The sequence below is a fragment of the Tenacibaculum singaporense genome (assembly GCF_003867015.1).
GTDB lineage: Bacteria > Bacteroidota > Bacteroidia > Flavobacteriales > Flavobacteriaceae > Polaribacter > Polaribacter singaporensis.
Genome location: NZ_CP032548.1, coordinates 1,412,672 through 1,437,298 on the forward strand (window position 1 = coordinate 1,412,672; position 24,627 = coordinate 1,437,298).

Below are 24,627 nucleotides of genomic sequence, written 5' to 3' on the forward strand. Positions count from 1 at the left end.
TGCGCTAACTTGTTTATAATTCGTCGTTTTTTATAGGTTCTTCTTTCTTTAAGTAGGTGTCTAAAAATTGTAAGATTCTACTATTAGCTTCTATTTGATTTTCCTTTTTAACAAAACCATGCCCTTCATCATCAAACAGCACATATTCTACAGGAACTCCATTTTTCTTAACTCCAGCTACAATTTCATCAGATTCTACTTGCAAAACTCTTGGGTCTTTAGCTCCTTGTAATACCATTAATGGTTTGGTTACTTTGTCTGTATGGAATAAAGGAGAAATTCTTTTAAGTCTTACAGAATCGGCAGAATATGGGTCTCCTAATTCTTTGTACAAAGCTTCTCTAAAAGATTCCCACCAAGATGGAATACTTTTTAAGGTACGCATCCAGTTTGTAACTCCGTAAATGTTTACACCAACAGCAAACTCCTCAGGAGTATATGTTAAAGCAGCCATGGTCATATAACCACCATATGATCCTCCAATAATTCCTATTTTTTCAGCATCAATTTCTGGTTGTTTTGCTAACCAATTTTTCCCTTCTACACAATCTTGCAAATCTTTTTCTCCATGGTTTAAATCATCCATAGTAAAAAAGGTTTTACCATAACCGCTACTTCCACGATTATTAACAGCCAAAACAGCATATCCGTGGTTTACTAAATATTGAATTCTTGAACTAAAATTTTGACGTGATTGTCCTCCAGGACCTCCATGAACCCAAACTAAAGCAGGAACTTTAGTATCTTCTGAAGCTTGATGAGGTACATAGTAAATTGCAGGAATAGTTACTCCATCAAAAGAAGGGTAACGAATTACTTTCGCTTTTACTAAATCAGCAGGATTAATTTCTTTATTTAACACATCGGTTAGCTGCGTTTGTTTTTTTGTTTTTAAGTCATACACATATAAGTTTGAAGGAGTATTAGAACCACCAGCATAAAAACGCATCATACTTTCGTCTCTAGAAAAACCAACGCTAGTAATACTTTTTCCATCAACATTAGGAAGCTCAATATTTTTACCAGCTTTGATATCATAAACTTCAATGACGTTTTTAGCATCTTCATTAATGTATGTTACTCTATAGGTACCATTGTTTGTAAAGTAGCTTCCGGAAATATCCCAATCTTTGGCTAGTACTTTTTCTGTTTCGTTAGTACTAATTGTATATTTCATTAAAGTAGCAAATTCACCTTCAGCATCTGTTGTATAGTAGAACTCTGTATCATCGATAGAAAAATCAGCAGCAGAATTACCGCTCAATGTTAGATTAATTTTGGTGATTACTTTGGTGGTTCTATCAAACAAAAATAAATCACTATCGTTAGTATTAACCGTTTTGCTTAGGGCTAGTATGTTTTTATTGTTTGATATTGCTGCTACGTTATAACCTTCTTTATTTTCATAAATCATTTTTGGAGTAAACGTTTCCAGATCCATTTCATAGAGATCCATAAAACGATTGTCTCTTTCGTTTGAAGTAAAAAAGAAACTCTTTTCATCTTTAGCCCAACCAAAAAAGCCTGCTCTGGCACCTTTAGTTGGTGTTAAATCTTTAATATCACCATTAAGTTCTCTTAAAAAGATATGATAAATTTCATCCCCATTATTATCCATTCTAAATAACATTCTTTCATCCTTTGGGAAATAAGATGTTGCAAAAACTGAAGAACTATCTGACTTTGTAATAGGTTCAAATTCTCCTCCAGATGTTGAAACGGTGTACATGTTATAGATTCCCGAACGATTACTAGTTACAAGTAACTTAGAATTATCAGGAGAAAAACTTCCACCAAAAACGTTTTCGTTATCCATCATTTGCTCAATAGTATATTTTTTGGGAGCTGTACTGGTTTTAACAGATTCTTTTTTATCCGTTTTACAAGCAATTACCGAAACGGCAATGGCAAGTAATAAGAAATGTTTTTTCATAAGTGTGTGTTTGGGTTATTAATTTCGGTTTTTAATAGTTTTTTTATTCTAAGCTAAACTGCTTGGTTTCTTTAAAAGGAGATAAATCTATTTTCTCAACTTCTGCCTTATATTCTTTCCAATCTTTATTAAAGAAAGCATTGGTTTTTTCTAAAGCAGGTTTTAATGCTTCTTTAAATTGAATAATTAACTGTTTTTCTGTAGAAGTTTGTTCGCCAAATCTACTATTCACATATCTACTAGCAGTTCCTAAACGTTGCATAATATTTACTTCTGGATTTCGTGTAATCCCTTGTCTTTTATCTACCTTTCCTAAATAAACAGCTAAAAGTGTATCTATTTTCTTAATAATATCTTTAGAATTTTTAATTGATTCTTTATAAAGCTTTTTGTCTTTTTTAGATAGTTTTTGGTTGAAACTATTGGCAATATTTTTACTCTCAACTAACTGTTTTACTGCATCGGCTATAATTTTTTGCTGAGCTTCTAGATCTTTGGCTGCTGCATATTTTTGATCTATTGCATTCTGAGAAATATGCAGTCTTGGGTCAAACTTTACAGTAATGTTTTGTTCTGATGTTTGGTTACCAAACGAAGCTTTTATTCTATAGGTTCCAGGTTTTACTCGAACACCTCTAGGTTCTCTTTTTTGTTTCCTGATAGTTCTAGAAGGTCTGGCAACACCTTTTTCACTCATAAACCAAACACCTTTATGAATGCCGTTTTCTTCAGGGGTTTTTCTTTTAAGGGTTCTAATAAGTCTGTTACCATCAAAAACTTCAAATTTGATAGAATCCCATTTTATGGTATTCTCGTCTTCTTTTTTAATAGAATTTTTGCCTTTTACTTCAGGTTTTTTTGTTGATTTTGGTTTATTCACATAAAATTGAACCAAAGCACCACGACCTCTGTTAGTTCCATTAAACATAGCGTCAGCACCAAATCGGCTACCAGTGGGTTGCTGATAGGCAGCTTGATAGGCTGTTGGCGGAGTGAATAATTCAATATTTTTGGTAAGAATGTTTTTGTCTTTAGCTATTGCTCTTAACGGACGAATGTCATCTAACACCCAAGCAGCTCTACCAAAAGTACCAATAACTAAATCGTGTTCTCTTGGGTGAATTACTAAATCTTTTACAGGAACAGTAGGGAAGCCTTCCGTCCACTTAGTCCATTTTTTTCCTGCGTTGATAGAAATATATAAACCGTCATCAGTTCCTAAGAACATTAAATTTGGCTCAATTGGGTCTTCAATAATACATTGTGTAAAGCTTTTTACATCGCTTTCATCAACAATACGTTCCCAAGTTGTTCCGTAATCTTTTGTTCTGTATGCATAAGGTTTATAGTTAAAACGACGATAATCGTTGGCAACTAGTAAAGCTTCTCCTTTATTTTTGTTAGATGCTTTTATTTGAGTAATCCAACTATTTTTAGGTAAACCTTTCAGGTTTCTGGCAACATTTGTCCAAGTTGTACCTCCATTTTTAGTAATATGTACTTGTCCATCATCCGTAGCAACCCATAACATATCTTTTTCTAGGGGAGAAGGTTCAATTACTAAGATAGTACAGTGATTTTCTGCTCCGGTAGCGTCCATGGTTAACCCACCACTTTCTGATTGTTTGAGTTTGCTTTTATCATTTGTAGTTAAGTCTGGAGAAATTACTTTCCACGTTAAACCTTTATCGGTTGATTTGTGTACAAACTGGCTTCCAAAATATAGTGTAGAATTATCAAAAGGATCAATATTAATGGCTGCATTCCAATTGAAGCGTAGTTTCACGTTAGCATCCGGATGTGTAGGACGAACAGTGTAATTATTACCTGTTTTGTAATCGTAGCGAGATACATAACCTTGTTGACTCATAGACCAACCATAACGCGAGTCGTCTTTGTCTGGAATAACATCAAAACCGTCACCAAAACTAATCTCTTGCCAATATGAATTTCGTATTCCTTGTGCTTTCCATACATAAGCAGGTCCGCGCCAAGAGCCATTATCTTGCATACCGCCATACACATTGTAAGGAAACTCATTATCTACATTAATATGATAAAATTGTGCAACAGGCAAATTTCCAATAAAACGCCAAGTTTTACCTCCATCTTTGGTAACATTCATTCCACCATCGTTTCCATCAATCATGAATTTTCCGTTTTTAGGATGAATCCACCAAGCGTGATGGTCTGGGTGAATACCATTATCAACACTATAAGCAGGCATGAGTTGCTTAAAGTTCTTTCCTCCATCAATAGAAACATTTACATAGGTGAAAACTGTATATAATTTATGTTCGTTTTGAGGATCTACATAAATTTCTGAATAGTAAAAAGGGCGATTTCCGATGCCTTTTTTATCATTAATTTTTTTCCAAGAAAAACCACCATCTTCACTTTTGTATAAGGCATTCTTTTTTGCTTCTACCAAAGCATAAACAGTGTTTGGGTTAGAAGGAGCGATTGCTACTCCAATTCTCCCCAATTCTCCTTTTGGAAAGCCTTCTTTTTCGGTAATTTTTTTCCAGTTTTCTCCACCGTCATGGGTAATATATAAACCACTTCCTTCACCTCCAGATTTAAAAAACCAAGGATCGCGTTTGTGTTCCCACATAGCAGCTATTAGCTTGTTTGGATTGGATGGATCCATAATTAAATCTGCAGCACCGGTTTTATTATTATTGAATAAAATTTGTTTCCAAGTTTTACCGCCGTCGGTAGTTTTGTATACACCACGTTCTTTATGTTCACCCCAAGGTGATCCAATAGCGCCTACGTAAACAATATCTGGATTGTTTGGGTGTATAACCACACGGTGTATGTGACGTGTTTTTTCTAATCCCATGGACTTCCATGACTTACCACCATCAAGAGATTTAAAAATTCCATAACCACCATTTAAACTATTACGAGGATTTCCTTCACCAGTTCCTGCCCAAATTACACTAGGATTGGATTGTTGTATAGCTAAAGCGCCAATAGAGGCTGTTACTTCTTTATCAAAAATAGGCTCCCATTTAATTCCTCCTGAAGTAGACTTCCAAATTCCTCCTGAAGCTGTACCAACGAACATAATATCAGGATTGGATTCAACAACATCAATGGCTGTGACACGTCCACTCATTCCACCCGGACCAATGTTTCTCGGTTTCATGTTTTTGACTAAATCCATTGAGAATTCTTGAGAAAAAGTAGCGCAAGAGAAGGTTATAAATAGTAGATAAAAAAGGTTTTTCATAAGAGTTAGTTGCTTGTAATTTAAGTTTGTACAATGTACAAAATAGAAAACGTCCAATAAAATTGGACGTTTTTTTTAACAAGTTCTTAAGATTTGTTATTCTTCTTCTTTCTTTTTAGGTTCTCTTTTGGCTTCTTTAAGTGCTTGCATAAGCATCCATTCAATCTGTCCATTGGTAGATCGAAACTCATCGGAAGCCCATTTTTCAATGGCTTTTAACATTTCTTCATTAATGCGGAGTGCAAAAGCTTTCTTTTTTGCCATGTTGTGTTTTATAATAGTGTTTTTTTGAAACGCAAAAAATGGTTACAAAAATACAATTTCAAAATTCTTTTAGTTTATAGTAAAGAGATCATAAAAATTAAGATATATACTATAATGGTGGTTATTATTTGTGTCACGTTAATTGATTTTGTGTTGATAATTTAATGATTTAAAGTTCCTGTATTTACTACTGGAGAAGCTTCTTTATCTCCACATAAAATAACTAATAAGTTACTAACCATCGCAGCTTTACGTTCTTCGTCTAACTCCACAATTTCTTTTTTGTTTAGTTCTTCTAAAGCCATGTCAACCATATCAACAGCACCTTGTACAATTTTATGACGAGCAGCAACGATGGCTGTAGCTTGTTGACGTTTTAACATAGCGCTTGCAATTTCTTGTGCATAGGCTAAATAACCAATTCGTGCTTCTAAAACTTCAATACCTGCAATAGCTAATCGTTCTTCTAATTCTTTTTCCAAAGCTTCACTGACTTCGTTTACACTAGATCGTAGTGTAATATCTTCTTCGTGTCCCTCATCTGCGAAATTGTCGTATGGGTACATACTAGCTAGTTTTCGTACAGCAGCATCTGTTTGTACACGAACAAAATTCTCATAATTATCAACATCAAAAGCAGCCTTATAGGTTTCGGTAACTCTCCAAACTAAAATAGTACTTATCATCACCGGGTTTCCTAGTTTATCATTGACCTTTAAACGCTCACTATCAAAATTACTAGCTCTTAACGAAACGGTTTTCTTTTTATATAATGGATTAGCCCAGTATAAACCATTTTGCTTCACAGTACCTACATATTTACCGAAGAATAATAGAACTTTTGAAGAATTAGGATTTACTAAAATAAAGCCCAATGCTAAAATAAATGCTATTACAGACATTAATATAAATATTGGATTTTCGGTTTTAACGGCTAATGCGATTCCGCCAATAAAAAGAATAAGTACAATAAAAAACATTAGGTACCCATTTGCTGGTTTGATAATTTTTTCTGCTTTCATGTTTGTTTTAATTAAAATGATATTAAAATGATATTATAAAGATATAGATTAAATTTTGTTAAATCCAAATTTTTGATGATTATATTTTATAATTTAGCTTCCGATTATAATTTAAACCATTCATGAAGACAAAATTTTTAATAGTATTAGTTGCATTGTTAGTGAGTATTTCATCAATTGCTAATAACGAAGATGTTTGGGGACCAACAGGTCACAGAGCTACTGGAAAAATTGCAGAAAAACATTTGACTAAGAAAGCTAGAAAGAAAATTGAAAAATTACTACAAGGTGAGAGCTTAGCATTTGTATCTACTTATGCAGATGAAATAAAATCTGATAGAAAGAAATATGGAAAGTTTTATACTTGGCATTATGTAAATATGCCATTAGACGCTCGTTATGAAGATACCGAAAAAAATCCGAAAGGAGATATGATTACTGGTATAGAGCAATGTGTAAAAGTGTTAAAGGATGAAAATAGTTCAATTGAAGACAAACGTTTTTACTTAAAAATGTTAGTCCATTTAGTGGGAGATTTACATCAACCGATGCATGTTGGGCAAAAAGAAGATTTAGGAGGTAATAAAATTCAGGTTCAGTGGCATGGAAAAGGCTCTAATTTACACAGAGTTTGGGATGAAGATTTAATTAATAAATGGGACATGAGTTATGTTGAATTAGCTGATAATGCAAGAGATTTATCTAAAGAACAAATCAAAGTAATTCAAAAAGGAACTGTTGTAGATTGGCTACATGATACACATAAGATTACTAAAGAAGTATACAAATCTGCTGAAGTAGGAGAGAACTTACGTTACCGTTATTCGTATGTATACTTTCCTGTAGTGAGAGAACAGTTACAAAAAGGAGGTTTACGTTTAGCTAAATTACTGAATGAAATTTTTTGTTAGTACAACAAAATACAGTGATAAAATAAAGAGCTCGGAAATATATTTTCCGAGCTCTTTTCTTGTTAATATTTAGTTAATTCTATCTTTTTAATACGATAAACAGTTAATTTTGAGAGAAATCGTTTTAAAATGCATAGAAGTAAATTCTTACTCATACTCATAATAACCGCTTTTTTTAGTGGAACAACAGCCAAAGCTCAGGTAAAGGGCACATCTAAAAAAGTTAAAATTACTACGTTAAATTACGAAGAGTTAAAACCATTTTTACATAAAAGCAATGATAAAACGTATGTAGTTAATTTTTGGGCTACATGGTGTATGCCTTGTGTAAAAGAGTTACCTGCTTTTGAAAAACTTCATAAGAAATATAAAGATAAAAATGTTGAAGTTGTTTTGGTAAGTTTAGATTTTTCTAAGCAAATAGAAACGAATTTGATACCATTTATCAAAAAGAAAAAACTACAATCTAAAATACTACATTTTGAAGATTCAAATGAGCAGTTTTGGATTAGAGATATTGCAAAAAGCTGGTCAGGTTCAATACCAGCAACCCTAATTTACAATAGGCAAAAGAGAAAATTTTACGAACGAACTTTTAGCTATGTAGAGTTACAAAACGAATTACAAACCTTTTTAAACTAAATAATTATGAAGACAATTAAAATAATATTGATGTTATTGGTGGTGGCATCTGTTTCAGCATTTACTAGTGATAACTCTAGAGGTTATAAAGTAGGAGATGAAGCTTCTGATTTTACATTAAAAAATATAGATGATAAAATGGTTTCTTTGGCAGATTATAAAGACGCAAAAGGATTTATTGTTGTGTTTACATGTAATATGTGTCCGTATTCTGTAGCTAATGAAGATAGGTTAATAGCTTTAGATAAAAAGTATAAACAAAAAGGATTTCCTGTAATAGCCATTAATCCGAATGACCCAGAGGTATCGAAAGGAGATAGTTTTGAAGCAATGAAAGTACGAGCTAAAGAAAAAGGGTTTACATTTCCTTATTTGTTTGATGAAGGACAGAAGGTGTACCCTAAATATGGAGCAACAAGAACACCACATGTATATATTTTAAATAAAGAAAATAATAAATTAATTGTAGAATATATTGGCGCTATTGACGATAGTTCTCGTGATGAAAGCAATGTGAAAGAACGTTTTGTTGAAAATGCTGTAGATGCTTTGTTAAAAGGGGAAAAACCAACAAAAACAGATACAAGGGCTATAGGTTGTTCTATTAAAGATAAAAGAAACAGATAATTAACAGTTAAATATTTTAAAACTAATAAATCCCGCGGTTTATGCGGGATTTTGTCTATTAGTGCTATTAATTACCTAATTTTATAACGAATCGTAAAATGAAACCAAGAAAATAATGAAGAAATTTTTACTATCACTACTATTTATCAGTGCTACATTAACAGCTCAAACTGTCGATTTGAGTTATTATTTACCAAAAAATGTTTCTTATAACCAAAACATTCCTACTCCAAAATCAGTTTTAGGACATGAAGTAGGAGAGTGGCATGTTACACATGATAAGTTGGTAGAGTATATGAAGGCACTAGCCAAAGCTTCTGATAGAGTGGTGCTTGAAAATAGAGGAACAACTTATGAAGGAAGACCTTTAGTGTTGCTAACAATTACTTCCTCTAAAAATCATCAAAATTTAGAAGCAATACGAGAAAATCATATAAAAGCAACGAACAATGCTTCAGTTGATGTTTCTAAGAGTCCAATTGTGGTGTATCAAGGTTTTTCTATTCATGGAAACGAAGCAAGTGGCTCAAATGCAGCGTTGGCAGCAGCCTATTATTTAGCAGCAGCAGAAGGACAAAAAATAGAGGAACTACTAAATAATTCAGTTATTCTTTTTGATCCAGCAATGAATCCTGACGGCTTACAACGTTTTGCTTATTGGACTAATACTAACAAGGCAAATAATATCAACCCTGATCCGAATGATAGAGAATATCACGAAATTTGGCCCGGAGGAAGAACAAATCACTATTGGTTTGATATGAATCGTGATTGGTTACCTGTGCAGTTACCAGAGAGTAGAGCGAGAATTCAAACTTTCCATAAATGGTTACCTAATATCTTAACCGATCATCATGAGATGGGAACGAATTCAACCTTCTTTTTTCAACCAGGAATTCCTAGTAGAACCAATCCGTTAACTCCAAAAATGAATCAGGAGTTAACAAAAGAAATAGCTACCTATCATGCTAAAGCATTTGATAAAATTGGTTCAACGTATTATTCAGAGGAGAGTTTTGATGATTTTTACTACGGAAAAGGATCAACTTTCCCAGATATTAATGGAGGTATCGGAATTTTGTTTGAACAAGGAAGCTCTCGTGGGCATGCGCAAGAAAGTGAAAACGGAATATTAACGTTTCCGTTTACAATTCGTAACCAGTTTACAGCAGCGTTATCAACGTTAGAGGCTGCTAAAAACATGCGAACTAAAATCTTACAGTATCAACAAGATTTTTATAAAAATTCAAGAAGCTCAGAAACAAACAAAGCGATAGTATTTGGTGATGAAAAAGACGCAACTAAAACAAATCACTTAGCTGAGGTTTTACAACGTCATCAAATAAAACTCCATGAGTTAAAAGAAGATTTTACATCGAATGGAAAACGCTTCAAAAAAGGGTATAGCTATGTCGTGCCTATGAACCAAAAAAATCATCGATTGGTAAAAGCAATGTTTGATGTACGAACTACATTTAAAGACAGTTTGTTTTATGACGTATCTGCTTGGACTTTTAATTATGCTTTTGGAGTTGATTTTGCAGATGATATATCATTGTCGAAAGCAGGAGTTGAGGTTACTAAATTGCAACCAAAACAAGGAACAATTCAACAAAAAAGTAGTGTGGGATATTTATTTCCTTGGAATGAATATAACACTCCTAAAGCTTTAAATGCGATTTTAGAAAAAGGATTACGAGCGAAAGTAGCGATGAAAAAGTTTGTAAACGACGGCAATTCATATGACTATGGAACTATTTTTATTCCAGCTCAAAATCAAGAGTTAAACGGAAATGAGTTGTTCGATTTCTTGGGAAAAGTAGCAAATGAAAACCATATTGAAATTAAAGGAGCATCTACAGGGTTAAATGAAGGAATTGATTTAGGAAGTAGAAACTTTGAGGCTGTAAAAAGGCAAAAAGTAGCGATGTTGGTAGGAAATGGAGTAACAAGTTACGATGCAGGAGAAATTTGGCATTTGTTAGACCAACGCTACGATATGAAGCTAACAAAGTTAGATACACAGTACGCTACAAGAGTAAATCTTGATAAATATACAACGATTATTGTTCCAAATAGTCGCTCTATTGATAAGAATTTAGTAGAGAAATTAAAAGTATGGGTGCGTAATGGAGGAGTGTTAATTGGATATAGAAATGCAGTAAATTGGTTATCTAGCAGAGGATTTGTTAATGCAAAGTTTAATAAAACTAAAATAGATTCTATAAAGAATGTGTCATTTGAAAACCGTTCGTTACAATCGGGAGCGCAAGTGATTGGAGGAGCAATTTTTGAAGCAAAGATTGACCGTTCACATCCAATCAATTTTGGATATAAGAATGATAAAATAGCATTATTTAGAAATACAAAACAGTTTATTCAACCTGATGCAAAGAGTTATAACAACCCAATTCAGTACACCAAGAATCCGTTATTGAGTGGTTATATTTCAAAAGAGAACTTAAAAGAGTTGAAAAACACCGTTCCGTTTAAAGTTCAACGATTAGGGAGTGGTAGAGTAATCGTTTTTACGGATAATACTAACTTTAGAGGTTTTTGGTTTGGAACCAATAAACTATTGATGAATGCCATTTTCTTTGGAAAGTTGATGTAGTCGAAGATTTTATGATTTATGATGTTGATTATTCTCAAGAGAATTCGTTTACCAAAGTAATTATTGAATTATTAGAATAAGATATGGATAAGAAAATATTATTATATATAGATAAGGTATTAACTAATCTAAGAAGCCATATTCAAAGAGAAGGCTTGAATAATAGAGAAAGAGATAAATTAGAGTTAAGAATAGAGGTTTTTGAAGAAATAAGAAAAGCTTTTGAATGGAAAACATCCAAAGAAGAAAATAAACAAAGTAAAAGAATCTTTCAATTAGCAAAATCTAGAGAACAAGGTCTTGATGTAAAACATCAACTCAATGAAATTAATCTATATTCAAAAATAAGAGAGGTTATTCCATATATAATGGCAGTTAGTTATAAAATAAATATGGAAGAAAAGCATCTTACAGAAGATTTGTTAAATTTTTGTGAGAAGCAATTAGAGATTATAGATCATTCTTCATATAAAAATAAGGTATGTTTTCCTTCAAAAAAAGAAGTTGAAGAAGCTTTTAAGTGTTATACAGAAAGAATAAAACCTAATAAAATTCCAACTTTAAAAATATATAAACAACCAGAAGTAAATAAAAAAATTGAGGAATTATATAAGTTTTTTTTATCCTTGAGCTAAAAGAGGGAAAATTTATCCAAATATTCAAGGAGAAGTTAAATTAGTTTCTGAACTACCTTACTGTATGTCTTGTCAGGGAATGATACAAGATTTTAGTACAATGTTCACTAATGTAAAAATTATATTAATAGATGGTCTAAAATATTAAAAATGAAAATAAAAAAAGTAGTTTATTCACCTTTAGCAGTTGAACAATTAGTTTATAAATTTAATAATAATACAGAAATTGAATTGATTAATACTGACTATGCAGATGGAACATCTTTTGTAACCATAGATATCAAAGAAATCTCAATTGAACTTATTTATGACTTTGCATATCAATTAGGAAGTTTAGAAAAGTATTTAGCAATGAAAGGGGATAGTTGATTACCTTTAGATGAATACCCATTTCCTCCAGAAAAAGAGGATTAATAAAACTAAAGTAAACATGTCTAAAAGTAATTTTATTTTATATACGCTAGCCTATGTAGGCATTGCTGCTTTATTAGCATTTATAGGAGGTCCAGATATTTTAAATGGTGGTAGAGAGATAAATATAAAACCTGAAGTATTTAATAAAGTAAAAAGGATTGATTTAAAATATAATAACTTGGATATACATCCATTAATGAGGAATAGGTTAAATTTTGATATAGTTACAGATAATAAAATAGTTCATTTTCAATATTATATACCAGATGAGAGCTATAAACCTTTATTGGCAGTTTTAAAAAAAGAAAAATTAATTAAAAATGAAGAAGATTTTTTTAGTTCACTTCCTATTAGTTTGAATGAGGGTGAACTAGGTTTTATAAACACATTAGAAGTAATTTATAGTAAAGAAAAGTTAGTATATCTAGCTATAAATAAAGAAACCATTCTTGGGAGTATTCCAAATGTTAAGAAAGGAATAATTATTTGTTTAGGGTATATTATAACAATACTAGGGTGGTCTGGATTATTGTTATTACCTATTGGAGCATATTTTCAAATAAAAGATAAAGAAGAGCATGGTACAACTATTTATGTGCCAAATAAATTAGAAGGAATAAAAAACTTTTTTAAAAATTTTACAAAGAAATAAGCTAAAGCTTAGTCAAAATGGAATTACAAAAAGAATAATTACTTCACTTGTTATGATGGAGCTTGTTTTCAATATTAAAATAAGTGTAACAAAATTTTAATTAACTCGTCTTTTAAGTATACTAACTAAAAAAGTACTATGAGTTTATTAAGAGTTTTATTAGCAATATTTTTTCCACCGTTAGCAGTTATAGGTAAAGGCTGTGGGTCTATTATTATAGTGTTTTTACTAACACTTTGCGGATGGGTTCCAGGAGTAATTGCTGCACTAATTATATTAAACAACCCAAATTAAACGATATGTTGATTTGAGAATATGAATTAATTAAAAACGCCATTTTGAGTTTATCAAAATGGCGTTTTCTATTTTTATCTTCTAAGTTTTTCTATTCAAGAACTTCTTCAATAATCTCTCCAGAACATCCATTAGGGAATTCTATCTGTAATAAATTAGAAATGGTAGGAGCTATATCTACAATTTCATATTTCTTTTTAGAAACACCTTGCTTAATTCCATTTCCATAGAAAATCATAGGAATGTGTGTGTCGTATGAGTATCCAGAACCGTGAGTTGTTCCTTTTCTAGAGCTACTTGCAATAGTTGATGGATTAGGAACTAAAATTACATCACCAGAAAGCTTTTGATTGTAACCATTTTGTAATACATGTAAAACTCCGTTTGTAAACGTAGTGGTCTGCATGGTTCTCGCAGTTACCGATTTATAAATCTTTTTATGATTAATGGCTTCATCCGCTATGGTTTGTGCCACATTTTCATAGTTAAGGTTTAACTCTCTAATCTTATCTTTATTTAAGAAAACTTGGAAGTTAGAAACGTTTTCAATGATTTCGTCAGATTTAAAATGCTTTAAGGTAATCTCATTTAAAAAGTTTTTAAAAGCAACAGGCTTTACATAACCAGCAGGTATTTTTAAAGACTCTAAGTATGAAGGAACTTGTACAGCAGCATGATCTGCAGTTAAGAATAAGGTATAATTCCCTTTTCCAACTTGTGTATCTAAAAACTTAAATAATTCTGCTAAATCTTGATCTAAACGTAAATAAGTGTCTTCAATTTCTTTAGAAGCAACTCCAAATTGATGTCCAACATAATCGGTAGAAGAATAGCTAACCGCTAAAAAGTCAGTATATGCTGATTTTCCTAAGTTTTCACCAACAATAGCTGCTTTAGCAAAATCGGTTGTGATAGAGTTACCAGCAGGAATACCTTTTATAATGCTATAGTTGTTGTTACTCTTTCTTAAAGATGGAATGTCGTGTGGAAAAACTGGCTTTTCTTCCCTTTTAAAAGTAGCTTCAAAATTATTATTATCTTCTATACTTTGTTTGTAGGTAGTAATATCATATAAAGTTTCCCAAGGCTTACTTAAGTATTCGTCTGCTTTTCCAGAAGCATTAAATTCTTGTACCCAATTAGGTAATTCATTTAGGTAAAAAGAAGAAGAAATCCACTGTCCTTTATCACCACCATCAAACCAATAAGCAGCATTAGCTGTGTGTCCTGCTGGTAAAATAGCAGAACGATCTTTTATAGCAACACCAATAGTTTTACCATTCATGTTTTGAGCTAATTTTAATTGATCAGTCATAGTTGTAGTAAACATTCTGTAAGGAGATTTTTTACCTCCTTCACCATCGTTACCAACTGTGTTGTAGTTATTGTCATCAACACAATAAATGGTTTTCTTTAAATACTTATCGTACCAATGATTGCTAATAATACCGTGGTTAGTAGGAGTTGTCCCTGTATATATAGAAGTATGTCCTACAGCTGTGTAGGTAGGAATGTAATTGTAGTGTGCGTTTTCTAAAGAGTACCCCTCTCTAAGCAAACGTTTAAAACCGTCATTTCCATATCTATCAGCAAAACGAGTAAGGTAATCGTAACGCATTTGGTCAATAACAACACCAACTACAAGTTTTGGTTTTTGAGTATTTGTTTTTTTGTTAACAGAGCAGCTTGTTAAACATATTATAGCTGCTAAAAAAGCTATTTTTCTCATTTTGTTTTTTGAAAATTAAAACTCAAAGGTACACAAAAAGCAAGCTAAAACTTGTAAATAAGGCGATGAGTTAATGGTTTTTTAATACTTTAGCAAAAAAGAAAATATATTTCATTTAATGAATTACATTGAGCATATAGGTAAATACTTTTCAATGCTAAAACAGGTTTTTTCAAAACCTCAGAGGGCAAGAGTATTTCGTGAAGCTTTGTTTAGAGAAGTAGATGAGTTAGGGCATAAGTCGATAGGGATTATAGCTTTCATCTCATTTTTTATTGGAGGAGTAATTGCCTTACAAACTGCGTTAAACTTAGAAAGTCCGTTTATACCAAAATCGTTGATTGGTTTTGCAGCAAAACGATCAGTAATTTTAGAGTTTGCACCTACGTTTTGTTCTATTATTTTAGCAGGTAAAGTAGGATCGTATATAACTTCTAGTATAGGAACTATGCGTGTTACAGAGCAAATTGATGCACTTGAGGTGATGGGAATTAACTCACTTAATTATTTAGTGCTTCCTAAAATAATAGCCACAGTTTTCTTTTATCCGTTTTTAATAATTCTAGGAATGTTTTTAGGAATTTTTGGAGGATGGGTAGCTGGAGTTTTATCAGGGCTGTTTTCTGGAGCAGATTACATTGCAGGAGTTCAAATGGATTTTGACCCTTTTCTTATAACCTATGCATTAATTAAAACAGTAGTTTTTGCCTTTTTAATAGCTACAGTACCTTCGTACCATGGATACTATGTAAAAGGAGGTTCACTAGAAGTTGGTAAAGCAAGTACACAGTCTGTAGTTTGGACTACAGTGCTTATTGTAATAGCGAACTATTTCTTAACCCAAATGTTATTAACCTAATGATAAAAGTAAATAATTTACATAAAGGATTTAATGGTGTTGAGATTTTAAAAGGAATAACAACCTCATTTAAGCCAGGAGAAACAAGTTTGATAATTGGTCAGAGTGGTTCTGGTAAAACAGTATTTTTAAAGTCATTAATTGGTCTGCATACACCTGAAGAAGGAACAATTGTTTACGATGGGTTAGCAAATATTGACATGACAATAGAAGATAAACGTCAATTTCGTCAAGAATTAGGAATGGTATTTCAGGGAAGTGCTTTGTTTGATTCCCAAACAGTAGAAGAAAACGTAATGTTTCCTTTAAAAATGTTTACCAAACAGCCTGAAAGCGAAATGTTGGATAGGGTGAATTTTGTATTGAAGCGTGTAAACTTAGAAAATTCGAATAAAAAGTTTCCAGCTGAATTATCAGGAGGAATGCAAAAACGTGTAGCAATTGCTCGTGCAATTGTCATGAATCCTAAATACTTGTTTTGTGATGAACCTAATTCAGGTTTAGATCCGCAAACATCTATCGTTATAGATAACTTAATTCAAGAAATTACCGATGAGTATAAAATTACTACAGTAATAAATACACACGATATGAATTCGGTGATGGAAATAGGAGATAAGATAGTTTTTCTAAAAAATGGAGTCAAAGCATGGGAAGGATCACATAAAGAAATCTTCAAAACAGATAATGAAGCAGTGGTAGATTTTGTGTATTCATCTAATTTATTTAAAAAAGTTAGAAAAGCATACTTAAATGATCTTTAGGTAACTTTCTGTTAATTAATAGGTAACAAAAAACATTAAAAATTTTTCAAAAAAACTTCTAAAAAATGTTTGTGGGAACAATAAAAGCTTCTATATTTGCACCCGCAAACGCAGAAAAGCAAAAGCAAAAAATGACCGGGTAGCTCAGTTGGTAGAGCATCTCCCTTTTAAGGAGAGGGTCCTGGGTTCGAGCCCCAGCCCGGTCACTAGTAAAGCTTCTCGATTTTACTGAGAAGCTTTTTTTAAAAGCTTTGGGGAGATTCCAGAGCGGCCAAATGGGACGGACTGTAACTCCGTTGTCTTACGACTTCGCAGGTTCGAATCCTGCTCTCCCCACGAAAACTCAATCATATCGATTGAGTTTTTTTGTTTGTATAATTATATTGTTTAATATTTTGTATTTTTTGTTAAACAAAATATGTATTTTTGTTAGGTCTTAAATAATATGATATGAGAAAAGTGTTGATACTCTTGGTTTTACTTCAGTCGTTTACTGGAATGTCCCAAAATGAGGGAGGAATTTCAGGGAGGGTTATTGATTCTAAAACAAGAGAAGTACTTCCTTTCGTTAATGTTTTAGTCTATGGAACAGGAATAGGGGCAGTTTCAAATGAAAAAGGAGAGTTTGTCTTGAGTAATGTTCCTTTAGGATATAATAAAATACAAGCATCGTTTGTAGGCTATAAGACGTTAATTTCTGACGAGTATTTAGTTACTAAAGATAATTCGCCATATATAACCTTAGAGTTAATTGAAGATGCAACACAGTTAAAAGAAGTTCAAATACAAGCACCACTATTTAAAGAGTCTGTAGATAGCCCTTTATCGCTTCAAAGTTTGGGTATAGCAGAAATAGAAAAGAACCCAGGAGGTAATAGAGATGTGTTAAAAGTAATTCAGTCTTTTCCTGGTGTAGCCTCTAATCCTGGATTTAGAAATGATATTATTATTAGAGGAGGAGCAACTTCTGAAAATAAGTTTTATTTAGATGGAATTGAAGTTCCTGTAATAAATCATTTTCAAACACAAGGAGCAACTGGTGGACCGGTTGGAATTATGAATGCAGATTTAATTCGTAAGGTAGATTTTTATTCAAGTGCTTTTCCTGCTAATAGGGGTAACTCTTTAAGTTCTGTTATAGAGTTTACACAAAAAAGAGGTAATCCGACTTCGTTAAATACGAGAGCAACTATTGGAACTTCAGACGCAGGAATTACCTTAGATGGTCCATTAGGAAAGAACACAACCTTTATGTTTTCTGCACGACAATCGTATTTACAGTTTTTATTTAAGTTGACAAAACTTCCTTTTTTACCTACATACAGCGATTTTCAAGTGAATGTTAAATCACAATTATCAAAAAACAGTGAATTATCAATAGTTGCTTTGGGTGCTATTGATGATTTTGAAATTAATAAAGAGGTAAATGATGGTGAAACAGATTTAGAAACGATAAAGAGAAATAAAGTTATTTTAAATGCTGTTCCCGTAAACAGCCAATCGAATTATACAGTAGGAGCAAGTTATAAGTACTTTGCACCAAACTCAACACACTTGGTTGTGTTAAGTAGGAATGAGTGGAAAAACAAGGCGGTGAAATATTTTTTAAATGAAGAAATACCAGCAAACTTATTGTTAGATTATTCATCTAAAGAGATAGAGAATAAATTGCGATACGAAAACAGTTTTGAAACTGCCAACAAAATTGATTTTAACTTAGGTTTTAACCTAGAAACAGCGAGGTATACAAATAGTAATTATCAGAAAAATGCTAATTCAGATGGAGTTATCATTTACGATTTTAATTCAGCCATAGATTTTGTTAAATACGGGGCTTTCGGACAAGTATCAAAAAGATATTTAGATGAAAAATTAGGAGTTTCTTTTGGGTTTAGAATGGATGGAATAGACTACAATTCAGAAATGAAAAATCCATTCAATCAGTTTTCACCACGGTTGTCGTTAAGTTATGATTTGTCTGAAAAATGGATGGTGAGTTCTTCAGTTGGGCGTTACTATCAATTGCCATCTTATACAGTATTAGGATATAAAAATGATGTAGGCGAATTTGAGAACAAAAATGGATTGAAGTATATACAATCAGATCATTTTGTAAGCGGATTGAGTTATAAGCCTGATACAAGCTCAAAAATAACCTTTGAAGGGTTTTACAAAGGATATAAAAATTATCCATTTTCAATAAGAAATCAGATAAGTCTAGCAAACCTAGGTGCTGATTTTGGTATAATAGGAAACGAAGCAGTAAGTTCAACCTCTGAAGGTAGAGCGTATGGTTTTGAGTTATTGGCACAAAAGAAATCATATAGTGGACTGTATGGAATAGCGTCGTATACTTTTGTGAGAAGTGAATTTAAAGATGCGCAAAGAGCCTATATTCCCTCAACTTGGGATAATAAACACTTGCTAACAATTACAGCAGGAAAAAAACTAAACAGAAACTGGGAAATAGGAACGAAATTTCGATTAGTTGGTGGTAAACCTTATACGCCATACGATTTAGACGCTTCTTCTTTAAAAGATAATTATGATGTGCAAAACGGCGGAATTTTAGATTATACCAAACTAAACACAGAAAGATTAGATACGTATACACAACTAGATATACGTGTAGATAAAACATGGTTCTTAAAGAAAGCGGCCATAAACTTATATTTAGATGTTCAAAATATATATGCTAGTAGCTCTAAACAGCAACCATTTTTATTACCTATTGAAGATGGAAATGGAAGAGTGACCGATCCTAACGATAGTTCAAGATATTTATTAGAAGAAATAGAAAGTACAACAGGAAGAGCTTTACCTCGTATAGGTGTTATAATAGATTTTTAACACTTTTGAAGTTTAATACTCTTTTAAAAAGAGTAAATTGCTTGCTTAAATTATCATAAGATTTTTAAATATGAAAAAAATTCTATTAGGAGCAGCATTCACTTTTTTAAGTATAACTTCAACTTCAGCGCAAAAATATCAATTCTCAACAGTAAAAGATATTGAAGATACTGAAGTTAAAAGTCAAGGAAGAACAGGAACGTGTTGGAGTTTTTCTACAACCTCTTTTTTAGAATCGGAAATTATTAGATTAACAGGTAAAAACATTGATTTATCTGAAATGTATACGGTTCGTAACACCTATTCAGATAAAGCAAATAATTACTTATACCGTCAAGGAAAAGCACAATTTAGTGAAGGAGGTTTAGCACATGATGTTATTAATTCTGTAGAAAAATACGGGTTAGTTCCTGAACAGGTTTTTACAGGTTTAGATCTTGGACAAGACAGACACAATCACGCTGAAATGATTGCGGTGTTAAAATCAATGTTGGATGCTTATATCAAAAATCCAGCAGGAGAATTAAGTCCAAAATGGAAGCAATCAGTAGAAAGTGTTTTGGATGTATACTTAGGAAAAAATAAAAAGGAGTTTACTTTTGAAGGAAAAAAATATACTCCTAAGTCTTTTGCAGAGTATGTAAAGATAGATCCTACAAATTATGTAACGATTAGTTCTTTTGAGCATGCAAAAAAATATGATCAATTCATCTTAAATATTCCAGATAATTTTTCAAACGGAGCATTTTATAATGTTTCTTTAGATGAATTAGTTGCAGTAACAGAAGACGCAATTAAAAAAGGATACACCGTAGAGTTAGATTGTGATGTTTCAGAAAAAACATTTTCATCAAAAAACGGAGTAGCAGTAATTCCTGCAAGTAGCACAGAAAATGAAAAAGCATTAACAGAAATAGTTGAAGAAAGGACTATTACACCAAGTTTACGTCAAACAGAATTTGAAAACTTTAATACAACAGACGATCACTTAATGCATATCGTAGGTTTGGTAAAAGATCAAAAAGGAAATACTTACTTTAAAGTAAAGAATTCTTGGGGTAAAAATCAAGGGAATCAAGGTTATGTATATATGTCAGTTCCTTACTTTAAATTAAAAACAATATCAGTTTTATTACATAAAGATGCAATTGCACCAAAGTTGAAAAACAAATTAAATATTAAATAAGAATAAACTCTTTAAGGGTATGCAAAACGCTTGGAGACTTAGAATCTTCAAGCGTTTTTTATATCTTTTCTAATTTGGGAATTTCGTATCTTTCCAAAGTTAACAAAAATCAAAATTTATGGAAGAAAATAAACAAGAAGAAGCTGCAGAGCAGTCAAAGCAGGAGATACAGAAGGATGCAAAAGGTTTATGGGAAAAGATAAAGAAGTTTATTTTAGAACTTCTTGATTTTAGAGATGATACAGACCAAGAGGCGACAATAGAAGCTATAAAAAGCGATATTTCTTTTAAAGGAGCGACAGCTTGGATTTTAATCTGTTCTATTTTTGTGGCATCTATTGGTTTAAATGCAAACTCAACAGCAGTAGTAATTGGAGCCATGTTAATATCTCCACTAATGGGGCCTATTTTAGGAGTAGGAATGTCAATTGCTATTAACGATATTGATACATTACGCAAATCGTTAACAAACCTAGCCACAATGATTGTGTTAAGTTTATTAACAGCATTTTTGTTTTTCTTTATATTTCCACTTCGTGAAGAAACTTCGGAGTTATTAGGTAGGGTAAGACCAGATATTCGAGATGTATTAATAGCCTTTTTTGGTGGTTTAGCATTAATTATCGCACGAACTAAAAAAGGAACAATTGCTTCTGTAATATTTGGTGTAGCAATTGCTACAGCCTTAATGCCGCCATTGTGTACAGCAGGGTATGGTTTAGCAATAGGTAATTTTGACTACTTTCTTGGTGCGATGTATTTGTTTACAATCAACACCATTTTTATTGCTTTAGCAACTTTCTTAGTGTTGAAACTGTTAGGGTTTACTATGATTCGTTATGTAAACTCAGCTAAACGTAAAAGAATAGCACAAATAGCATCTTTTATAGCCTTTTTAGTAATGGTTCCAGCCGTATTTACCTTTGTAGGAGTGTATAATGAAAGTGTAATAGATGCAAGTTATAAAAGGTTTTTAAAAGCGAAAGTATATGATAATCCTAACTTATGGTTACAGCGTGAAAAACTAGAGGTTAAAGAAAAAACGATAAAATTATTTTTTAATGGTGATGTAAGTGATGCAACAGAATCTTTTTTAAGAAATGAATTAAAAACCTTCCCTAAAATAGATTCTTATTCTTTAGTTATTAATGAAAATAAAGCCAAAAGTGTTGATAGAGTAGTGGATGCTTATGATAGAGCTGTAAAAGAGTTAGATCAAAAGGATAATGTTATCAAAGGCTTACATATGGAGATTGATGATTTGAAAAGAACCATCTCTAACTTAAATCAAACCATTGAACAAGATGCTTTATATAGAGATAAAAACTCAATTCCTTTTAGTAAAATTAGTACAGAAGCTAAAATCCGATTTAATGATATTAAAGAAATGAGTTTAGCGAAGGTATTATCATCTAGTGATTTTATAAAAGTAGACACAACTACTGTAGTTTCTGTAAAATGGAATGCAAAATTAAAAGACTCTGTCATAGTAAAAAATGAAAATGAATTAAGAAGTTGGATACAAAAAGAGTTGAAGATTGATAAAGTTCAACTAAGAAGAAAATAAAAACTTAAAATAAAAACTTAAAATAAAAAACCGAGCTGTACAGCTCGGTTTAATTTTTTGATTACTTGTTAGAGTATTCATAGTAAATAAGAGATTACTCCAATTACCTATTATATGACACCATAATTTTAAAAGAGTCACAAATAATGTTTAAAGCTTGTTGAAATATAAGCTTTTGATGATTCCATCTGAAAGCCCAATTTTAGGAACATAAATTTTTCTTGCGCCACTCCATTTCATAGCAGACAAATATATTTTTGTAGCAGGAATAATTACATCAGCTCTATCAGGGTTTAAACTTAATTCTGAAATACGTTCCTGATAACTCATCTTTTTCAAGAATTGATACTGAGCATTAAGATAGATGTAAGAAATAGGTTTACCACTATCTCTACCAGACATTTTAAATAGCTTATTAATGTTTCCTCCTGAACCAATTAAAGAAATACGCTTGTAATCACTAGTATTTTCTTCAATCCATTTTTGAACCTTCTTAAAAAGTGCTTTATTTTCAGGTTTTGTATTATTAAGTACACGTACAGTACCTATTTTAAAGGATTTAGAGTTGATGATTTTTCCTTTAGAAAATAAGGTGAACTCTGTACTACCACCACCAACATCTACATATAAGTAGGTAGCATCTGACTCTATTAATTGATTTAAATCTGTAGATGAAATTATGGCAGCTTCTTTTTTTCCGTCAATAATATCAATCTTAACATCAGTATTTTTTAAAATAGTAGCGGCAACTTCTTCTCCATTTTCAGCTTCTCTCATTGCTGAAGTTGCACAGGCCTTGTACCTTTCAACACCATGAATTTTCATGATTAATTTAAAGGCTTGCATTGCGTCAAGCATTCTTTGAGTATTAGCCTCTGATATTTTTCCAGAGACAAAAGCGTCGGCTCCTAAACGAATAGGCACGCGAACTAAGGATGATTTTTTAAATTGTGGTTCTTTGTTTTTTTCTTCAATAACGTTGGCTACTAATAACCTTACTGCATTAGATCCTATATCAATAGCGCCGTACTTCTTTATCTTCAAAATGTACTGATTTATCTATGGTTTTTAGGAAACTCAACTAAAATTGTATTCCCTTTTTTAATATCTTTCCAGTGCTTTGTATCAAACTCTATTCCAATAACACCGCAAGTAGTTACATGTGCAATAGGTTTGTTTCCAAACTTATTTACAAAACTATTTATACCATGGTCGTGGCTAAAAACAATAGCACTATTGAAACTATCATCAAGAGCTTTTACAGTTTTAACCAAATAACCATCACTAAAGCTATACAACTGACGTTTTATTTTAAGATTGGATAAAGGATATCCAAAGTTCTCACAAAAAATAACAGCTGTATGAAGCGCTCTGTTGGCACTGCTAGAAAGAAATACGTCAGGTCTTTTTATTTCTTCCGCTAGGTACTTAGATAAAAGATGGGCATCGTTAATACCACGTTCTTTTAAAGGTCTGTCAATATCTTTAACGCTCTCATATTTCCATGATGATTTTGCGTGACGAACGATATAAAGTGTTTTCATTTAATTATAAAAAGCTATGTAAATATAAAACTAAGGAGCTAAACGTTCAAGTTTCCAAGAAAAATCTTTTTGTAAGGTGTACCTAATGCGATCGTGCATACGGTTAGGGCGCCCTTGCCAAAACTCAATAGAAACTGGTTTTACTAAAAAACCACCCCAATGTTTAGGTCTTGGGATTTCTTGATTCTCAAACTTTTTTTCAAAAGAAGCAAGATTGTTATCTAGCTCATTACGAGAGGTAACTACTTCACTTTGATTAGAAGCCCAAGCGCCTAATTTACTTCCATCTGGTCTCGATTCGAAATACCCGTCAGACAAATTCTCAGCAAGCTTCTCAGCTTTTCCTTTAATGATAATTTGTTGTTCTAAACCAGCCCAAAAAAAAGATAGGCATACATGATTGTTATTTAAAATAGCCTTTCCTTTCTCTGAATTGTAATTGGTATAAAAAATAAAACCTTCCCAAGTGTATTTTTTTAATAAAACAACCCTGCTTTTTGGATAACCATCTAATCCAATAGACGCAATCGTCATAGCATTTGCTTCCTCTACCATTTCAGATTCATCTGCAGCAAAAAACCAATCCCTAAACAATTCAATAGGATTCTCAGGACAGTTATGCTCTAGTAACTCTCTTTTTTCGTAAGATTTTCTATAGTCACTTAAATCGTGTGCCATTATTGTTAATTTATACTATGTAAAAGTACAACTTTATCAAAAGTATTGTAGGCCTTAGGTATTAAAATTTAGCAAGATTTGAATAAACAAAAGCAAGAAAGGTAAAATAAGGAGAGTTAAGTAATCTTAGTTTTGATATGCAAAACAATTCATCCGTAAAATTATACAGTTGAGTATTTCTTTTTGTGTTAAAGTTTGAAAAGA

Annotated in this window: 21 protein-coding genes and 2 tRNA genes; 15 read left to right on the top strand and 8 right to left on the bottom strand. The window is 31.9% G+C overall.

The features are described from left to right. Nucleotides 1–13: 13 nt before the first annotated feature. The 4 genes from D6T69_RS06530 to D6T69_RS06545 all read right to left on the bottom strand — a co-directional run bounded on the left by D6T69_RS06530 (nt 14) and on the right by D6T69_RS06545 (nt 6,457). Nucleotides 14–1,933 (bottom strand): S9 family peptidase, encoded by a 1,920-nt coding sequence (locus D6T69_RS06530; RefSeq protein WP_125066983.1) that lies wholly within the window; start codon nt 1,931–1,933, stop codon nt 14–16. Nucleotides 1,934–1,976: 43 nt separating this feature from the next. After that, on the bottom strand, nt 1,977–5,171 hold the full coding sequence (locus D6T69_RS06535; RefSeq protein ID WP_125066984.1) for a WD40/YVTN/BNR-like repeat-containing protein: 3,195 nt from the start codon (nt 5,169–5,171) through the stop codon (nt 1,977–1,979). Nucleotides 5,172–5,267: 96 nt separating this feature from the next. Continuing rightward, the gene (locus tag D6T69_RS06540; RefSeq protein ID WP_073184483.1) at nt 5,268–5,435 is read right to left on the bottom strand and encodes an Arc family DNA-binding protein; all 168 of its coding nucleotides are present in this window, start codon (nt 5,433–5,435) and stop codon (nt 5,268–5,270) included. A 161-nt stretch (nt 5,436–5,596) separates the two neighbouring features. Further along, nucleotides 5,597–6,457, bottom strand: coding sequence for an SPFH domain-containing protein (locus D6T69_RS06545; RefSeq protein WP_125066985.1), 861 nt, complete (start codon nt 6,455–6,457; stop codon nt 5,597–5,599). Nucleotides 6,458–6,579: 122 nt separating this feature from the next. Between D6T69_RS06545 and D6T69_RS06550 the strand changes: the two genes are divergently transcribed. From D6T69_RS06550 to D6T69_RS06585, 8 genes are all read left to right on the top strand, one after another. Further along, nucleotides 6,580–7,368 carry a S1/P1 nuclease gene (locus D6T69_RS06550; RefSeq protein WP_125066986.1) on the top strand — a complete coding sequence of 263 codons (789 nt, stop codon included), beginning with the start codon at nt 6,580–6,582 and terminating at the stop codon, nt 7,366–7,368. Nucleotides 7,369–7,497: 129 nt separating this feature from the next. Further along, nucleotides 7,498–8,010 carry a TlpA disulfide reductase family protein gene (locus D6T69_RS06555; protein WP_125066987.1) on the top strand — a complete coding sequence of 171 codons (513 nt, stop codon included), beginning with the start codon at nt 7,498–7,500 and terminating at the stop codon, nt 8,008–8,010. 6 nt (nt 8,011–8,016) lie between these two features. Continuing rightward, nucleotides 8,017–8,637 carry a thioredoxin family protein gene (locus D6T69_RS06560; protein ID WP_125066988.1) on the top strand — a complete coding sequence of 207 codons (621 nt, stop codon included), beginning with the start codon at nt 8,017–8,019 and terminating at the stop codon, nt 8,635–8,637. 115 nt (nt 8,638–8,752) lie between these two features. After that, nucleotides 8,753–11,251 (top strand): M14 family metallopeptidase, encoded by a 2,499-nt coding sequence (locus tag D6T69_RS06565; RefSeq protein ID WP_125066989.1) that lies wholly within the window; start codon nt 8,753–8,755, stop codon nt 11,249–11,251. 83 nt (nt 11,252–11,334) lie between these two features. Further along, nucleotides 11,335–11,886, top strand: coding sequence for a hypothetical protein (locus D6T69_RS06570; RefSeq protein WP_125066990.1), 552 nt, complete (start codon nt 11,335–11,337; stop codon nt 11,884–11,886). 150 nt (nt 11,887–12,036) lie between these two features. Continuing rightward, a complete protein-coding gene (locus D6T69_RS06575) occupies nt 12,037–12,255 on the top strand; it encodes a hypothetical protein (protein ID WP_125066991.1) in 219 nt (72 codons plus the stop codon). 61 nt (nt 12,256–12,316) lie between these two features. After that, nucleotides 12,317–12,952 carry a hypothetical protein gene (locus tag D6T69_RS06580; RefSeq protein WP_125066992.1) on the top strand — a complete coding sequence of 212 codons (636 nt, stop codon included), beginning with the start codon at nt 12,317–12,319 and terminating at the stop codon, nt 12,950–12,952. A 138-nt stretch (nt 12,953–13,090) separates the two neighbouring features. Further along, nucleotides 13,091–13,246 carry a YqaE/Pmp3 family membrane protein gene (locus tag D6T69_RS06585; protein WP_073184478.1) on the top strand — a complete coding sequence of 52 codons (156 nt, stop codon included), beginning with the start codon at nt 13,091–13,093 and terminating at the stop codon, nt 13,244–13,246. Between the two features lie 91 nt (nt 13,247–13,337). On the opposite strand, the gene pafA is transcribed toward D6T69_RS06585, so the two are convergent. Then, entirely contained in the window at nt 13,338–14,975 is a 1,638-nt protein-coding gene (pafA, locus tag D6T69_RS06590; protein ID WP_125066993.1) for an alkaline phosphatase PafA, read from the bottom strand. A gap of 118 nt (nt 14,976–15,093) precedes the next feature. Between pafA and D6T69_RS06595 the strand changes: the two genes are divergently transcribed. The 7 genes from D6T69_RS06595 (at nt 15,094) to D6T69_RS06625 (ending at nt 22,201) form a co-directional block, all read left to right on the top strand. Next, on the top strand, nt 15,094–15,834 hold the full coding sequence (locus D6T69_RS06595) for an MlaE family ABC transporter permease (RefSeq protein ID WP_125066994.1): 741 nt from the start codon (nt 15,094–15,096) through the stop codon (nt 15,832–15,834). Further along, entirely contained in the window at nt 15,834–16,598 is a 765-nt protein-coding gene (locus D6T69_RS06600) for an ABC transporter ATP-binding protein (protein WP_099214108.1), read from the top strand. The genes D6T69_RS06595 and D6T69_RS06600 overlap by 1 nt, the downstream gene beginning before the upstream one ends. Nucleotides 16,599–16,731: 133 nt before the next feature. Continuing rightward, nucleotides 16,732–16,804, top strand: a tRNA-Lys gene (locus tag D6T69_RS06605). Nucleotides 16,805–16,851: 47 nt separating this feature from the next. After that, nucleotides 16,852–16,934, top strand: a tRNA-Tyr gene (locus tag D6T69_RS06610). A gap of 114 nt (nt 16,935–17,048) precedes the next feature. Beyond that, the gene (locus D6T69_RS06615; RefSeq protein WP_125066995.1) at nt 17,049–19,448 is read left to right on the top strand and encodes a TonB-dependent receptor; all 2,400 of its coding nucleotides are present in this window, start codon (nt 17,049–17,051) and stop codon (nt 19,446–19,448) included. A gap of 70 nt (nt 19,449–19,518) precedes the next feature. Continuing rightward, nucleotides 19,519–20,634 carry a C1 family peptidase gene (locus D6T69_RS06620; protein ID WP_125066996.1) on the top strand — a complete coding sequence of 372 codons (1,116 nt, stop codon included), beginning with the start codon at nt 19,519–19,521 and terminating at the stop codon, nt 20,632–20,634. 118 nt (nt 20,635–20,752) lie between these two features. After that, nucleotides 20,753–22,201 (top strand): DUF389 domain-containing protein, encoded by a 1,449-nt coding sequence (locus D6T69_RS06625; RefSeq protein ID WP_125066997.1) that lies wholly within the window; start codon nt 20,753–20,755, stop codon nt 22,199–22,201. A 150-nt stretch (nt 22,202–22,351) separates the two neighbouring features. Here the strand turns inward: D6T69_RS06625 and D6T69_RS06630 are convergent, their stop codons facing one another. The 3 genes from D6T69_RS06630 to pdxH are packed head-to-tail and all read right to left on the bottom strand — an operon-like array spanning nt 22,352 to nt 24,423. Further along, entirely contained in the window at nt 22,352–23,248 is an 897-nt protein-coding gene (locus tag D6T69_RS06630; RefSeq protein ID WP_125066998.1) for a Ppx/GppA phosphatase family protein, read from the bottom strand. 8 nt (nt 23,249–23,256) lie between these two features. Further along, a complete protein-coding gene (locus tag D6T69_RS06635) occupies nt 23,257–23,745 on the bottom strand; it encodes a SixA phosphatase family protein (protein WP_125066999.1) in 489 nt (162 codons plus the stop codon). Nucleotides 23,746–23,775: 30 nt separating this feature from the next. Further along, nucleotides 23,776–24,423, bottom strand: coding sequence for a pyridoxamine 5'-phosphate oxidase (gene pdxH / locus D6T69_RS06640; protein WP_125067000.1), 648 nt, complete (start codon nt 24,421–24,423; stop codon nt 23,776–23,778). Between the last annotated feature and the right edge of the window lie 204 nt (nt 24,424–24,627).

Excerpts from the sequence above, each read along its gene's own strand:
- D6T69_RS06570 (WP_125066990.1), top strand. The coding sequence starts at position 11,335 with ATGGATAAGAAAATATTATTATATATAGATAAGGTATTAACTAATCTA.
- D6T69_RS06595 (WP_125066994.1), top strand. The coding sequence starts at position 15,094 with ATGAATTACATTGAGCATATAGGTAAATACTTTTCAATGCTAAAACAG.
- D6T69_RS06530 (WP_125066983.1), bottom strand. The coding sequence starts at position 1,933 with ATGAAAAAACATTTCTTATTACTTGCCATTGCCGTTTCGGTAATTGCT.
- D6T69_RS06585 (WP_073184478.1), top strand. The coding sequence starts at position 13,091 with ATGAGTTTATTAAGAGTTTTATTAGCAATATTTTTTCCACCGTTAGCA.
- pafA (WP_125066993.1), bottom strand. The coding sequence starts at position 14,975 with ATGAGAAAAATAGCTTTTTTAGCAGCTATAATATGTTTAACAAGCTGC.
- D6T69_RS06580 (WP_125066992.1), top strand. The coding sequence starts at position 12,317 with ATGTCTAAAAGTAATTTTATTTTATATACGCTAGCCTATGTAGGCATT.
- D6T69_RS06545 (WP_125066985.1), bottom strand. The coding sequence starts at position 6,457 with ATGAAAGCAGAAAAAATTATCAAACCAGCAAATGGGTACCTAATGTTT.
- D6T69_RS06560 (WP_125066988.1), top strand. The coding sequence starts at position 8,017 with ATGAAGACAATTAAAATAATATTGATGTTATTGGTGGTGGCATCTGTT.
- D6T69_RS06535 (WP_125066984.1), bottom strand. The coding sequence starts at position 5,171 with ATGAAAAACCTTTTTTATCTACTATTTATAACCTTCTCTTGCGCTACT.
- D6T69_RS06575 (WP_125066991.1), top strand. The coding sequence starts at position 12,037 with ATGAAAATAAAAAAAGTAGTTTATTCACCTTTAGCAGTTGAACAATTA.
- pdxH (WP_125067000.1), bottom strand. The coding sequence starts at position 24,423 with ATGGCACACGATTTAAGTGACTATAGAAAATCTTACGAAAAAAGAGAG.
- D6T69_RS06620 (WP_125066996.1), top strand. The coding sequence starts at position 19,519 with ATGAAAAAAATTCTATTAGGAGCAGCATTCACTTTTTTAAGTATAACT.
- D6T69_RS06550 (WP_125066986.1), top strand. The coding sequence starts at position 6,580 with ATGAAGACAAAATTTTTAATAGTATTAGTTGCATTGTTAGTGAGTATT.
- D6T69_RS06625 (WP_125066997.1), top strand. The coding sequence starts at position 20,753 with ATGGAAGAAAATAAACAAGAAGAAGCTGCAGAGCAGTCAAAGCAGGAG.
- D6T69_RS06615 (WP_125066995.1), top strand. The coding sequence starts at position 17,049 with ATGAGAAAAGTGTTGATACTCTTGGTTTTACTTCAGTCGTTTACTGGA.
- D6T69_RS06600 (WP_099214108.1), top strand. The coding sequence starts at position 15,834 with ATGATAAAAGTAAATAATTTACATAAAGGATTTAATGGTGTTGAGATT.
- D6T69_RS06540 (WP_073184483.1), bottom strand. The coding sequence starts at position 5,435 with ATGGCAAAAAAGAAAGCTTTTGCACTCCGCATTAATGAAGAAATGTTA.
- D6T69_RS06565 (WP_125066989.1), top strand. The coding sequence starts at position 8,753 with ATGAAGAAATTTTTACTATCACTACTATTTATCAGTGCTACATTAACA.
- D6T69_RS06555 (WP_125066987.1), top strand. The coding sequence starts at position 7,498 with ATGCATAGAAGTAAATTCTTACTCATACTCATAATAACCGCTTTTTTT.
- D6T69_RS06635 (WP_125066999.1), bottom strand. The coding sequence starts at position 23,745 with ATGAAAACACTTTATATCGTTCGTCACGCAAAATCATCATGGAAATAT.